Here is an 11,497-nt window from a genome sequence, read left to right as displayed (position 1 = left end):
AGTTCTTCGACTTCTTCGTCTTCTGCTGGTCGTGCACCGGAATCAGGGTGCCGTCCACCAGCCACAGCTCCCGCCGGTCGGTGGGCGGCGAGCCGGGCAGGGCGGCGAGGTGCGGCGCGAGGTCGGCGGTGACCCGGTGCACGGTGGAGTCCGTGGTGGCGAACAGCGCGGCCAGCTGCTCCATGGTGAGGTTAGCCCTGACCGAGTCAACCGCACCGAAGTCCGCGCCCCCGGGCCGGACCCGCGCGGCAGCCGAACCCCGAGGGAACACCCTTCCCCGGCAGCGGACGGCCTCTGCTCGGCTAAACGCCGGAAAGTGCACCGTGGCAACCCCGGATGAGACCAGACCCGCAACCGAGCGGCCCAAGGCCCACGCCGGAACGACACGACCGCACACCGGCCGCCCCCGTACACACATACGGGATAAGTCTTAGCGTGGATCCCATGGACATCACCATTCACACCAGCGTTCTTCCGCATGTCGACCCGGACGCGTCCGTGGCCTTCTACCGCGACATCCTCGGCTTCGAGGTCCGCAGCGACGTCGGGCAGGGCCAGATGCGCTGGATCACCGTCGGCCCCGCCGGCCAGCCCGATACGTCCATCCTCCTGGCGCCCCCGGCCGCCGACCCCGGCATCACCGAGGACGAGCGCCGCACCATCTCCGAGATGATGGCCAAGGGCACCTACGGCTGGATCCTTCTGGCCACCAAAAACCTCGACGCGACCTTCGAGAACGTCCAGGCCGGCGACGCCGAGGTGGTCCAGGAGCCGACCGAGCAGCCGTACGGCATCCGCGACTGCGCCTTCCGCGACCCCGCGGGCAACATGGTCCGCATCCAGGAGCTGCGCTGAGCCATCTGCGGTCGCGACCATGACCCGGTTACCCGTTCGTCCCGTTCATAAGGTCCGCCCAGCGCTCCGGCGCCTGGTCCCCGCCGCCTATCGGCCGGTGCTCGCCAACCGGGTCTTCCGGCGGCTGATCCTCGGCTTCGCGGTCTCGTATCTCGGCGACGGGATGAGCTTCGTCGCGGTGGCGTGGCTGGCGATCGAGCTCGCGCCGGAGGCGACCGCGGGGCTGTGGGTCGGCGGCGCGGTGGCCGCCTACACGTTACCCGGCGTGGTCGGCGTGCTGGTGCTGGGGCGCCGGCTGCGCCGGGTGCCGCCCAGACGCCTGCTGCTCGCCGACAACGCGGTGCGTGCCGTGTTCCTCGGCGCCGTACCGCTCGCCTGGCTCGCGGGGCTGCTGACGCCGCCGCTGTACCTCGCGCTGCTGGCGGTCTCGTCGCTGCTGCACGCGTGGGGCAGCGCGGGCAAATACACCCTGCTGGCCGAGTTGCTGCCCGACGAGCAGCGGCTTGCCGCGAACACCCTGGTCAGCTCGCTCAACTTCGCCGCCACGATCGCCGGGCCCGCGATCGCCGGGGTGCTGGTGACCTACGTCGGCTCCGCGCTGGTGCTCGGGCTGGACGCGCTCACCTATCTGTTCCTCGCCGTGCTCGTCGTACGCACCCGGCTGCCGGAGTCGGGTCAGGTCTCCGCCGTCGACCGGGCGGCCGCCCGCGGCGGGCTCGCGCTGCTGCGGTCCCATCCCGAGCTGCTCGGGCTGCTGACGCTCACCTGGTTCTTCAACCTGCTGTACGGCCCGGTCGAGGTCGCCCTGCCGCTCCATGTGACCGACGATCTGCATGCGTCGGGCGCGCTGCTCGGCCTGTACTGGATGCTGTTCGGCGTCGGTGCGGTGGTCGGCGGGCTCATGACCGGAGTGCTGCGGCGGCTGCCGCTGTGGCCGGTGACGGTGGGCGTCATGATCGGCTGGGGGCTCGCGCTGCTGCCGTTCGGCTTCGGCGTGCCGACGGCCGTCACCGTCGTGTGCTTCACGCTCGGCGGCGCGATATACGGACCGTTCGTAGCGCTCTCGGTGACGCTGATGCAGGCGAAGTCACCGCCGCGGCACCTGTCCGCGATGCTCGCGGCCCGCAGCGCGGCGCTGCTCACCGCGTCGCCGCTCGGCACGGCGCTCGGCGGACCGCTCGTCGCGGCGCTGGGCCCGCGGGCGACACTCGGCGGCTCGGGGCTCGCCACCGTGGCGCTGGGCGCCGTGGCGTGCGCCCTGCTGCTGGCCCGGCGCGGCAGGTAGGCACCCGGCCAACAATTCCACCGCCTCCGAAACCTAGGGATGCTAGGTTAAACCTAGGATCCCTAGGAAAGCGAGGTGGGCAGCCATGCCCATGCCCAAATCCACGACCGGCACCCTGAAGGTGCCCGGCGCCACCCTCCACTACGAGACGCGCGGCAGCGGCCCCGTCCTGCTGCTGATCCCCGGCGGCGCGGCCGACGCCGGGCTGTACGCGGGGATCGCGGCCGACCTCGCCGCCCACTACACCGTCGTCTCCTACGACCCGCGCGGCCTCTCCCGCAGCACCCTCGACGGCCCGCTCACCGACCAGCGCGTGGACGTATGGAGCGACGACGCCCACCGGCTGCTCGAACTGCTCTCACCCGGCGAGGAGGCCCGCGTGCTCGGCTCCAGCTCGGGTGCGATCGTCGCGCTCGACCTGCTGGCCCGCCACCCCGAGCGGCTGCGCCGCGTGGTCGCCCACGAGCCGCCCCTGTTGGAGGTCCTGGCGGACCCCGCGCCCCACCGGCGCCTCTTCGCCGAGGTCCGCGAGACGTTCCGCAGGGACGGGGCCGGCCCCGCGATGGCACGGTTCAGCGAGGGACTGGGGGGCGAGCGGCAGGCCGAGCGGGCGACCGAACTGCCGCCCGAGATCCAGGAGATGGCCCCGCGTATGCACGCCAACCTCCCGGCCTTCCTGGAGCACATGCTGTGCCCGTTCAGCTCGACCGCCCCTGACGTCGCCGCCCTGCGCCGCGCCGGGGACCGGCTGGTGCTCGCGGCGGGCAGGGACTCGCGCGAACAGGAGCCGCTGTACGGGCCGGCCCGGCGGCTGGCGGAGCTGCTCGGCGGAGAGGTCGTGGAGTTCCCGGGCGGGCATGTGGGAGTCACGCAGCACCCGAAGGAGTTCGCCGAGCAGCTGCTGGAGCTGTTCCTGGCCCCTTCCGAGAAGTGACCGCCGATTCGCGACGGATGCGGCAGGTCAGCCTTCGTCCGCTTCGGTCAGAGCTTCGGCGATCATGCGGGTGGCGAAGTCACGGTCGTCGGTGAGGCGGTTGATGTGCTCCGCGAGGAGGAATGCCGTGGCTTCCAGGGGAGTCATCTCGTCCTCGGTCCAGTATCCGTACTGCTTCCGCCACAGGCTGGGACTCAGGCCGGTGCCCGCGGCGACGAGCAGGCCGGCCATGGTGGGGATGGCCTCGGGGCGGACGCTCCTGGGCATCATGCCCATCGTGGCCACGAGGTTGGGCACCACGTACTCGATGACGTCCTTGTCATGGTCCTCGTAGGCCATCCGCAGCCACTTCATGAACATGAAGATGAGCGTGCACGTGCCGTCCAGCACGGCATCGGCTCCGCCGGGTCCCAGGGACTCGGTGAACTGGTCCGTCAGCGCCTGCTGTTCGGCTTCCGTGTCGCTCTTGCCGTCGTAGACGCTCTTGAGCCGAGAGTCGATCATCATGAGCGCCGCGCCCACGTCGCCGGCGGGAGCGTATTTGGGGTCGCAGGGCGATGACAAGGGATCCTCCTCGGATGACCACGGCGGGTAGCGCGGTGTGTCCGTACGGTAACCCAACGATGAGATCGAGGTCTGGCGAATCCGCTCAAAGCGTGGGCAGGGGCCGGGTACGCGTCGCGGCCCCCGGCCGCGGGGGCCATATGTCGACGTCACTCCCACCGTGACTCGTCGCAGACGTCGGGGTACTCCTTCGCCTGTTCCAGGAACTTGACGTTTCCGGCGTCGGTCATCCACTCCCGCCCGCCTTCGGCCGGGCGCAGGAAGGCGACATGGGGCCCCGGCATCCTGTGGTCGAAGATGAGATCGTCAACGTGACAGACCGCCTGGAGGACGCCGACGCGCCCCGTAGCAGCGTCGTACGCTTCCTGGCCCACCTTCGGGCCCCTGTACGGCGTCGGCCGGCTCATGCGGGCAACCCCCAACGAGCCGTACGGCTCGGCATCTCGTGGGACGGGTGACGGCGGCGCAGGATCTCGTACGTGGTCGCCTTGTCGTAATCCCCGTCCTCCTTGGCCTTCTCGCGCAACGCGGTGTACTCCTCGCACTGCGCGCAGGATCGGGTTCCAGCGGTCACCGCCGCGTCCCCCGCTCCAGGTGTTTGCGGATCGCCTTGCCCAGAGCCTCCGCGCGCTGCTCCAACTCCTTGGGAGTGGGGCGCGGGCCGGAACCCCCCTGCGTCTCCGGTGGAGGCGTCTCCGCGCTCACCTCGCCACCCCCAACGCCCGCTCACGCTCGTACTGGACGACGTACAGCCCCACAGGGTCGAAGTCCCAGAGAATCGGGAAGCGCTCAGCAGCGGGGACGCGCGGGAGGAAGAGCGTGGGCGGGTCCTCGTAGCGGACGGAGGACTGGGCGGAGGGCTCGGAGGACTCCGTGGCGACGGGCATCGGAGGCGGCGGCACGGGAGTTCGGGCGGGGTGAGCCGCAAGGTACTCCGCGCTGTGCCGCCCCCGGCCGGTCGTGCTCACGTGCCCTTTCAGCGCCCACTCCGCGAGGGTGCGTACGCCTGCTCGAATTAGCTCTCGAACGTTTTTCGGATTGGCGACGGCGGAAACGCGCATGCGCTTCAGCTCGGTAATGACAGTGGCCATGCAACTGCCTCCCATCACTGCAAAGTTGCTGGGCAGACGGGTGTTTCAGGCACAGAGATCGGCTGACTCCAGCCGCCGCCCCAACCCGGCCCTCGGTTCCTCAACCACTGTTCTGTACCTACATAGGTATCTGCAAGTGAAACTGCCGCTATGGTGAAAGTGGCACAGGCCTCCGCGTCAACAGGGGCTGTCGCCAGGGGAACAGGGGATGGCAGACTCGGTACGGCAACGTGCCGAGGCCACACACAGGCACGTGGAGGGATACAGAGATGGCAGCACGACGAGGTGCTACATTCCGCCGCCGGGAACTCGGCAAAGAGCTTCGCCGCCTGCGCGAGAAGAACAGTCTCACCATCCTGGAGGCAGCCGAAGGGCTCGGGTTTTCCGACGCCAAGCTCAGCCGGGTGGAGACAGGACTCAACGGGTTACCGCGTGTAGCGGACATGGAGAAGCTGCTCGACCGCTACGGTGTCACCGACGTCGATGACCGCGAATCTCTGCTGACCCTCCACCGCGAGTCGCTCACGAGTGACTGGTGGAGGCCGTACCGCAGCGTGATGCCGTCGGGCTTGCACACGTATGTCGGACTGGAGATGGACGCTCGCGCGATGCGTTCTTGGCAGTCGCACGTCATCTTCGGGCTGTTGCAGGCCGAAAGCTACGCACGGGCCCTGTTCATGACCGCCAAGCCTGTTGACGAGACGACGACGGAGTTCGTGGAACACAACACCCGCGTACGTATGGAGCGAAAAGAGATCATCACGCGGGAAGACAGCCCGGCAGAACTCCGGGTCATTCTCGATGAGTCGGCACTTCGCCGCGTCGTCGGCGACCCAAAGATCATGCGGGAACAGTACGAGACCATCGCCGAACTCTGCCAGCTGGACAATGTGACCGTCCAAGTCCTGCCGCTGTCGCTGGCCACGTACCGGGCAACCGACAATTTCATCATCCTTGACTTCGACAGTGGCGTGGACTCAGTTGTCGGACTCGAATACAGCAGCGTGAGCTTCACTGACAAGAAAAGCGAGGTGTGGAAGTACAACCGCCGCTTCGACGCCATGCGCGAGGGCGCCCTACCTCCCACAGAAACTCCCCGTTTCCTCACGGAACTAGCACGAGAGTTGGGTTAGTCATGAACGTCCGCATACCTGAAGACGCCTGGTTCAAGTCCTCTTACAGCACGCAGGAGGCAGGCGCCTGCCTGGAGGTCGCGAACCTCACCTGGTCCAAATCGTCCTACAGCGGCCAGCAAGGCGGCACCTGCGTAGAGGTCGCAGACCTGACCACCGCCGTCGGCGTCCGCGACTCCAAGGACAAGACCGGCCCCGCCCTCCTCATACCCGCCGCCGCGTGGACCGCATTCGTGAGCGGCGTCCGTGCGGGTCGGATCGGCCACCCGGCCGAGTAGGTCAAGGGGGCGATCAATCAAGCCGCCGGCCGCGCGAGCGCAGCAAAGTCTTGAGGACCTTGCCGCTCGCGTTCCGCGGCAGCTCCGTCAGGAACTCCACCTGCCGCGGCACCTTGTAGTTGGCCATCTCCCGCCGCGACCAGGCGATCAGGTCGTCCGCCGTCAGCGTCGCCCCCGCGCGCCGCACCGCGTACGCCTTCGCCACCTCCCCCAGCCGCGGGTCCGGGATGCCGATGACCGCGACATCGGCGACATCGGGGTGGCGGGCGATGAGTTGCTCGATCTCCGCCGGATACGCGTTGAAGCCGCCCACGATGAACATGTCCTTGATGCGGTCGGTGATCCGCAGATTGCCGTCCTCGCCCATGACGCCGACATCGCCCGTGCGCAGCCAGCCGTCCGGGGTGATGGCCCGGGCCGTGGCGACCGGGTCCTCGAAGTAGCCGCGGGTGACGTGGTAGCCGCGGACCCAGATCTCGCCCGGCTGTCCCGGCGGGAGCTCCGCGCCGCCGGGGCGGACGACCTTGACCTCGGTGCCGGGGATGGCGCGGCCGGAGGTGGCTGCGATCACCTCGGGCGGGTCGCCGCGGCGGCACATGGTGACGGTGCCGGAGGCCTCGCTGAGTCCGTAGGCGGTCAGGACGGTGGCGACGCGGAGTTCGGAGCGGAGCCGTTCGACCAGTTCCAGGGGGACGACGGCGGCGCCCGTGACGACCAGGCGCAGGGTGGACAGGTCGTGCGCGGCGCGGGCCGGGTGGTCGAGCAGGGACTGGTGGAGGGTGGGCGGGCCGGGGAGGACGCTGATGCGCTCGGCCGCGATGTTGGCGAGCGCGGTGTCCACGTTGAAGACGGGCTGCGGGACCATCGTGGCGCCGCGCGTCAGACAGGCGATGATGCCCGCCTTGTAGCCGAAGGTGTGGAAGAACGGGTTGACGATGAGGTAGCGGTCGCCCTCCGTGAGGCCGGTGACCTCGCTCCACGTGGTGTAGACGCGTACGGTCTGGGCGTGGGTGATCACGACGCCCTTGGGGTTGCCGGTGGTGCCCGAGGTGAAGGTGATGTCGGAGGGGTCGCCGGGGCGTACGGTGGCGGCTCGGGCGCGTACCGCCTCGGAGGAGACGCGCTCGCCCGCCGCCAGGAAGTCCTTCCAGGCGTGGAAGTCGGCGGGGGCGTCGTCGGCCAGGACGATCACTTCGCGGAGGTAGGGCAGACCGGGGAGCGGGCCCCGGCCCGACCCCTCCCCCGCCGCGCGGCGCAGCGAGGCCACATACGAGGTGCCGAGGAAAGTACCGGTGACGAAGAGGTGGGTGGCGCGGGTGCGCCGCAGGACGTATGCCGCCTCCGCGCCCTTGAAGCGGGTGTTGACGGGGACGAGCACCCCGCCCGCCGTGACCGCGCCGAGCGCCGCCACGATCCAGTCGAGGGTGTTGGGCGCCCAGATCGCGATCCGGTCGTCCGTCTCGACGCCCGAGGCGAGGCATGCCGCCGCGGCCCGCTCCACGCGCTCGCCGAGCTCCGCGTACGAGATCCGGGTGCGGCCCTCGACGACCGCCTCGGTGTCGCCGTAACGCTCCGCCGCCGCCCGTACCAGCGCCGGGATGGTCTCGCGCATCGGGTCGCCTCCCGTATCCGCGCCACGAGTAGCTGACTGGCCGTCAGATTAGCGGTAGCCTTCCCCGCTGTCAGCACCGGTGAACGCGGCCATGGAGGTGGCGATGGGGGCGACCTTGAAAGACGCGACAGCGATAGCCGGTATCGGCCAGACCCCCTTCGCCAAACGCCTCCCCGAGTCCGAGAAGACCCTGGCCTGCCGGGCGATTCTCGCCGCGCTCGACGACGCGGGGCTGGCCCCGTCCGAAGTGGACGCCTTCGCCTCGTACACCATGGAGGAGACCGACGAGGTCGAGGTCGCCAAGGCCATCGGCGCCGGGGACGTGACCTTCTTCAGCAAGGTCGGCTACGGCGGGGGCGGCTCCTGCGCGACCGTCGCCCATCTGGCCGTCGCGATCGCCACCGGCCAGGCGAGCGTCGGGGTGGCCTGGCGCTCCCGCAAGCGCGGCAGCGGCCCGCGCCCGTGGACCAACACCCGCGTACAGCTGCCCACCCCCGCGCAGTGGACCCGGCCGTACGGGCTGCTGCGGCCCGCCGACGAGATCGGACTGCTGGCCCGCCGCTATATGCACGAGTACGGCGCCACCCGCGACCACTTCTTCAATGTGGCGCTGGCCTGCCGCAACCGGGCCAACCAGAACCCGGCCGCGATGATGTACGAGCGGCCGCTGACCCGCGAGATGTATATGACGGCCCGCTGGATCAGCGAGCCGCTGTGCCTCTTCGACAACTGCCTGGAAACCGACGGCGCGCTGGCCTGCGTACTCGTCTCCGCGGAGCGGGCGCGCGACTGCCGGCGCCCGCCCGTGTACGTCCACTCCGTGGCCCAGGGGCTGCCCGCCCAGCACCACGGGATGGTCAACTACTGGAACGACGACCCGCTCACCGGGCCCGCCTGGACCGCCGCCCGCCGGCTGTGGAAGTCGGCCGACTTCGGGCCGGAGGACGTGGACGTGGCCCAGATCTACGACGCCTTCACCCCCCTGATCCCGCTGTCGCTCGAGGGCTACGGCTTCTGCGGACGCGGCGAGGGGGCCGCCTTCACCGAGGGCGGCGCGCTGGAGATCGGCGGGCGGCTGCCGCTCAACACCGGCGGGGGCGGCCTCAGCGAGGCGTACGTACATGGCTTCAACCTCATCACCGAGGGGGTCAGACAGCTGCGCGGCACCAGCACCGCGCAGGTGCCGAACGCCGCGACCTGCCTGGTCACGGCGGGCGAGGGGGTACCCACCTCGGCCCTGCTGCTGAGGAGTTGATCAAGGAGATGACACCGTCCGGTGCCCGGCAGCCCGAGGGGCTGCTCGCGCCCGTGCCCGACGAGGACGGGGCGCCGTTCTTCGCCTACGCGGCGCGCGGCGAGCTGCGCGTCCAGACCTGCTCCGGCTGCGGCGAGCCGCGCTTCCCGCCCCGCCCCTGCTGTCCGCACTGCCAGTCCTTCGAGAGCGAGTGGACACGGACCGGCGGCCGTGGCCGGATCTGGTCGTATGTCGTGCCGCACCCGCCGCTGTTGCCCGCGTATGCCGCGCAGGCCCCGTACAACGTGATCCTCGTCGAGCTCGTGGACGCCCCGCGCATCCGGCTGGTGGGCAATCTGGTCGCCGACGCCGACGCCGCCCTCGACTCGGTCGACCCGGCGCGGATCCGGATCAACGCCGCCGTGCGGGCCGTCTTCCACCGCCCGGCGGACGGGATCGCGGTGGTGCGCTGGGTGCTGGAGCGGCCATGACGGTGCGTACGCGGATCGAGGACGGCGGCGTCGCGGTCGTCACCCTCGACCGGCCCGAGCGGCACAACGCCATCGACCTGGAGACGGCCGCGGAACTGGCGGCCGTCTGGCGCGGCTTCCGGATGGACGAGTCGGTGCGGGCCGTGGTGCTCACCGGGGCGGGCGACCGGGCCTTCTGCACCGGCATCGACCGCGCGGCGCGGGTGGCCCAGCCCCCGTCCCCGTACTCGGTCGACGACCCGCTGCTGACCATCGGGCCCAAGGCCAACGACCTGTGGAAGCCGGTCGTCGCCGCGGTGGGCGGCATGGCCTGCGGCGGGGCGTTCTATCTGCTGGGCGAGGCCGAGTTCATCGTCGCCGCCGAACACGCCACGTTCTTCGACCCGCACACCAGCTACGGGATGGTGAGCGCCTACGAGGCGGTCTACATGGCGCAGCGCATGCCCCTGGGGGAGGTCGCGCGGATGGCGCTGATGGGCACCGCGGAACGCCTCACGGCCCGGCGGGCGTATGAGATCGGCCTGGTCAGCGAGGTGACCCCGGCCGGCGCCGACCCCGTCGCCGCCGCCCTGCGCGCCGCCGCGGTCATCGCGTCGTATCCGACGGCGGCCGTGCAGGGGACGGTGCGTGCGGTGTGGGCGGCCAAGGAGGCGGCGCTGGCCCAGGCCCTGGCGCACGCCCCGCAGCTGATCGCGCTCGGGAATCTGCCGCCGGAGCGCCAGGCCGGGCTCTTCGCGGGCCGCGCCAGGGAGTACCGGGTGCGGTGAGGGCCCTCAGGACGCCGGGGTCTTGCTCGCCTGGGTGATCTGGCAGGTGATCGACTTCCGCTGGGTGTAGCTGGTGGTGTCCCGCATCGTGACCGTCTTGGTGGAGTTCGCGAGCACGGTGGTCGATTGGGAGCGGAACCCGAGGAGACCGTACGACGACTCGTTCCAACTCACCCAGATGCTGTAGGTGTAGCCGCGGGCCGGGTCCGCGTTGGTGATGGTGACGTCGTACGTGAGCTGGCCGGTCGACGGATCGAAGAAGCAGTTGCTGCCGTCGACCTCGTCGAGCCCTTCGGGGTCGTAGGGCGCCGGCGCGGAGTACGTCGGGGTCGGGTCCGACGGGGCGCCCGAGGGCAGGCCGGACGGCAGGTCCGTGGGCAGATCGGTGGGGACGCCGCTGGGGGTGGACAGCGGCGTGTCACCGCCGCCACCACCCCCGGAGACGAAGCCGGACCCGAGCCCGCCGCCGTCGCCGTGCTTGTCCTTCTTTCCGCAGCCGGTCAGGGCCAGCAGACCGACCGCGGCGACGGCGACAAGACGCAGGGAACGGCGACGCATGAATTACCCCCGAAGCAAAGACACATTCGAGCCAACCGTGATCGTTGACGCGCGCACGCCACCCTACGCAACGGGGCTCGCCACCCCGAAGCCGCCCCGGGCGTCAGGACGGGAACTTGAGCACCGAGTCGACCTTGCAGGTGAAGGACGTCTGCTCGGTGAGGTAGCGGTAGGAGGTGGCCTTGACCGTCTGGCTGCTGCCGGCCATGACGGTGACGGACTCGTAGTCGCTGCCGAGCAGGCCGGCGGTGGACTGGTCGGTCCACTTGACGCTGATCCCGTAGCGCATGGACTGCGACTCGGGGTTCCGGATGGTGAGGGTGTACTGGAACGAGTGGGTGGTCTCGTCGTAGTCGCAGCCGGTGGCGGAGACGTCGTTCGTGCCGTCCGAGTTGTAGGTGGGCGGCGCGGAGTAGCTGTACGAGGGCGAGGGGGTGTACGACGGGGTGTAGGAGGGGGTGTACGAGGGGAGGCCCGACGGCAGGTCCGTGGGCAGATCGGTGGGGACTCCGCTGGGGGTGGACAGCGGCGTGTCACCGCCGCCACCGCCCCCGGAGACGAAGCCGGACCCGAGCCCGCCGCCGTCGCTGTGCCGGCCCTTCTTTCCACAGCCGGTCAGGGCCAACAGGCCGATCGCGGCGACAGCGACAAGACGCATGGAACGGCGACGCATGAATTACCCCCGTTGAAAAAGA

At 70.2% G+C, this 11,497-nt stretch carries 16 protein-coding genes and 1 pseudogene; 8 read left to right on the top strand and 9 right to left on the bottom strand.

The features are described 5' to 3' along the window. A pseudogene (locus ACH4S9_RS45845) lies at positions 1 to 184 on the bottom strand (transposase); the annotation flags it as partial. 260 nt (positions 185 to 444) lie between these two features. On the opposite strand from ACH4S9_RS45845, the gene ACH4S9_RS45840 reads away from it, so the two are divergent. From ACH4S9_RS45840 to ACH4S9_RS45830, 3 genes are all read left to right on the top strand, one after another. Beyond that, on the top strand, positions 445 to 855 hold the full coding sequence (locus ACH4S9_RS45840) for a VOC family protein (protein WP_398377522.1): 411 nt from the start codon (positions 445 to 447) through the stop codon (positions 853 to 855). Positions 856 to 952: 97 nt separating this feature from the next. Then, positions 953 to 2,140: an MFS transporter gene (locus tag ACH4S9_RS45835; RefSeq protein ID WP_398377520.1), complete on the top strand. Its 1,188-nt coding sequence runs from the start codon at positions 953 to 955 to the stop codon at positions 2,138 to 2,140. 91 nt (positions 2,141 to 2,231) lie between these two features. Further along, on the top strand, positions 2,232 to 3,074 hold the full coding sequence (locus tag ACH4S9_RS45830) for an alpha/beta fold hydrolase (protein WP_398377525.1): 843 nt from the start codon (positions 2,232 to 2,234) through the stop codon (positions 3,072 to 3,074). A 27-nt stretch (positions 3,075 to 3,101) separates the two neighbouring features. On the opposite strand, the gene ACH4S9_RS45825 is transcribed toward ACH4S9_RS45830, so the two are convergent. The 5 genes from ACH4S9_RS45825 to ACH4S9_RS45805 form a co-directional block, all read right to left on the bottom strand. Further along, positions 3,102 to 3,638 carry a hypothetical protein gene (locus tag ACH4S9_RS45825; RefSeq protein ID WP_311730205.1) on the bottom strand — a complete coding sequence of 179 codons (537 nt, stop codon included), beginning with the start codon at positions 3,636 to 3,638 and terminating at the stop codon, positions 3,102 to 3,104. A gap of 149 nt (positions 3,639 to 3,787) precedes the next feature. Then, positions 3,788 to 4,012: a hypothetical protein gene (locus ACH4S9_RS45820; protein ID WP_385349473.1), complete on the bottom strand. Its 225-nt coding sequence runs from the start codon at positions 4,010 to 4,012 to the stop codon at positions 3,788 to 3,790. Positions 4,013 to 4,041: 29 nt separating this feature from the next. Further along, positions 4,042 to 4,212 carry a hypothetical protein gene (locus ACH4S9_RS45815; RefSeq protein WP_311730203.1) on the bottom strand — a complete coding sequence of 57 codons (171 nt, stop codon included), beginning with the start codon at positions 4,210 to 4,212 and terminating at the stop codon, positions 4,042 to 4,044. After that, positions 4,209 to 4,343: a hypothetical protein gene (locus ACH4S9_RS45810; protein ID WP_311730202.1), complete on the bottom strand. Its 135-nt coding sequence runs from the start codon at positions 4,341 to 4,343 to the stop codon at positions 4,209 to 4,211. The genes ACH4S9_RS45815 and ACH4S9_RS45810 overlap by 4 nt, the downstream gene beginning before the upstream one ends. Then, on the bottom strand, positions 4,340 to 4,525 hold the full coding sequence (locus ACH4S9_RS45805) for a hypothetical protein (RefSeq protein WP_311730201.1): 186 nt from the start codon (positions 4,523 to 4,525) through the stop codon (positions 4,340 to 4,342). Before ACH4S9_RS45805 ends, ACH4S9_RS45810 begins: the two co-directional genes overlap by 4 nt. A 473-nt stretch (positions 4,526 to 4,998) precedes the next feature. Here ACH4S9_RS45805 and ACH4S9_RS45800 point away from each other — a divergent pair, with 473 nt between their 5' ends. Then, positions 4,999 to 5,862 carry a helix-turn-helix domain-containing protein gene (locus ACH4S9_RS45800; protein WP_398377516.1) on the top strand — a complete coding sequence of 288 codons (864 nt, stop codon included), beginning with the start codon at positions 4,999 to 5,001 and terminating at the stop codon, positions 5,860 to 5,862. A gap of 2 nt (positions 5,863 to 5,864) precedes the next feature. Continuing rightward, the gene (locus ACH4S9_RS45795; protein WP_311730199.1) at positions 5,865 to 6,140 is read left to right on the top strand and encodes a DUF397 domain-containing protein; all 276 of its coding nucleotides are present in this window, start codon (positions 5,865 to 5,867) and stop codon (positions 6,138 to 6,140) included. A 13-nt stretch (positions 6,141 to 6,153) separates the two neighbouring features. Here ACH4S9_RS45795 and ACH4S9_RS45790 read toward each other — a convergent pair whose 3' ends face one another. Next, on the bottom strand, positions 6,154 to 7,752 hold the full coding sequence (locus ACH4S9_RS45790; protein ID WP_398377513.1) for a FadD3 family acyl-CoA ligase: 1,599 nt from the start codon (positions 7,750 to 7,752) through the stop codon (positions 6,154 to 6,156). Between the two features lie 103 nt (positions 7,753 to 7,855). Between ACH4S9_RS45790 and ACH4S9_RS45785 the strand changes: the two genes are divergently transcribed. Genes ACH4S9_RS45785 through ACH4S9_RS45775 form a run of 3 tightly spaced genes read left to right on the top strand, consistent with a single transcriptional unit; the run spans position 7,856 to position 10,244 of the window. After that, entirely contained in the window at positions 7,856 to 9,007 is a 1,152-nt protein-coding gene (locus ACH4S9_RS45785) for a lipid-transfer protein (RefSeq protein ID WP_398377511.1), read from the top strand. An 8-nt stretch (positions 9,008 to 9,015) separates the two neighbouring features. Then, positions 9,016 to 9,477: an OB-fold domain-containing protein gene (locus ACH4S9_RS45780; RefSeq protein ID WP_361193086.1), complete on the top strand. Its 462-nt coding sequence runs from the start codon at positions 9,016 to 9,018 to the stop codon at positions 9,475 to 9,477. After that, positions 9,474 to 10,244, top strand: a complete 771-nt coding sequence (locus ACH4S9_RS45775) for an enoyl-CoA hydratase/isomerase family protein (RefSeq protein WP_398377510.1) — start codon at positions 9,474 to 9,476, stop codon at positions 10,242 to 10,244. Before ACH4S9_RS45780 ends, ACH4S9_RS45775 begins: the two co-directional genes overlap by 4 nt. 6 nt (positions 10,245 to 10,250) lie before the next feature. Here ACH4S9_RS45775 and ACH4S9_RS45770 read toward each other — a convergent pair whose 3' ends face one another. Continuing rightward, positions 10,251 to 10,802 (bottom strand): hypothetical protein, encoded by a 552-nt coding sequence (locus ACH4S9_RS45770; RefSeq protein WP_385349491.1) that lies wholly within the window; start codon positions 10,800 to 10,802, stop codon positions 10,251 to 10,253. 103 nt (positions 10,803 to 10,905) lie between these two features. After that, positions 10,906 to 11,460, bottom strand: coding sequence for a hypothetical protein (locus ACH4S9_RS45765; protein ID WP_311730193.1), 555 nt, complete (start codon positions 11,458 to 11,460; stop codon positions 10,906 to 10,908). Positions 11,461 to 11,497: the final 37 nt, after the last annotated feature.

This window comes from Streptomyces sp. NPDC021225 (assembly GCF_044332865.1).
GTDB lineage: Bacteria > Actinomycetota > Actinomycetes > Streptomycetales > Streptomycetaceae > Streptomyces.
This window is presented reverse-complemented; position numbering and strand designations above follow the sequence as displayed.

Coding starts and splice junctions, on each gene's coding strand:
- ACH4S9_RS45840 (WP_398377522.1), top strand. CDS start 445: ATGGACATCACCATTCACACCAGCGTTCTTCCGCATGTCGACCCGGAC.
- ACH4S9_RS45830 (WP_398377525.1), top strand. CDS start 2,232: ATGCCCAAATCCACGACCGGCACCCTGAAGGTGCCCGGCGCCACCCTC.
- ACH4S9_RS45805 (WP_311730201.1), bottom strand. CDS start 4,525: ATGCCCGTCGCCACGGAGTCCTCCGAGCCCTCCGCCCAGTCCTCCGTC.
- ACH4S9_RS45800 (WP_398377516.1), top strand. CDS start 4,999: ATGGCAGCACGACGAGGTGCTACATTCCGCCGCCGGGAACTCGGCAAA.
- ACH4S9_RS45795 (WP_311730199.1), top strand. CDS start 5,865: ATGAACGTCCGCATACCTGAAGACGCCTGGTTCAAGTCCTCTTACAGC.
- ACH4S9_RS45790 (WP_398377513.1), bottom strand. CDS start 7,752: ATGCGCGAGACCATCCCGGCGCTGGTACGGGCGGCGGCGGAGCGTTAC.
- ACH4S9_RS45785 (WP_398377511.1), top strand. CDS start 7,856: ATGGGGGCGACCTTGAAAGACGCGACAGCGATAGCCGGTATCGGCCAG.
- ACH4S9_RS45780 (WP_361193086.1), top strand. CDS start 9,016: ATGACACCGTCCGGTGCCCGGCAGCCCGAGGGGCTGCTCGCGCCCGTG.
- ACH4S9_RS45775 (WP_398377510.1), top strand. CDS start 9,474: ATGACGGTGCGTACGCGGATCGAGGACGGCGGCGTCGCGGTCGTCACC.
- ACH4S9_RS45770 (WP_385349491.1), bottom strand. CDS start 10,802: ATGCGTCGCCGTTCCCTGCGTCTTGTCGCCGTCGCCGCGGTCGGTCTG.
- ACH4S9_RS45765 (WP_311730193.1), bottom strand. CDS start 11,460: ATGCGTCTTGTCGCTGTCGCCGCGATCGGCCTGTTGGCCCTGACCGGC.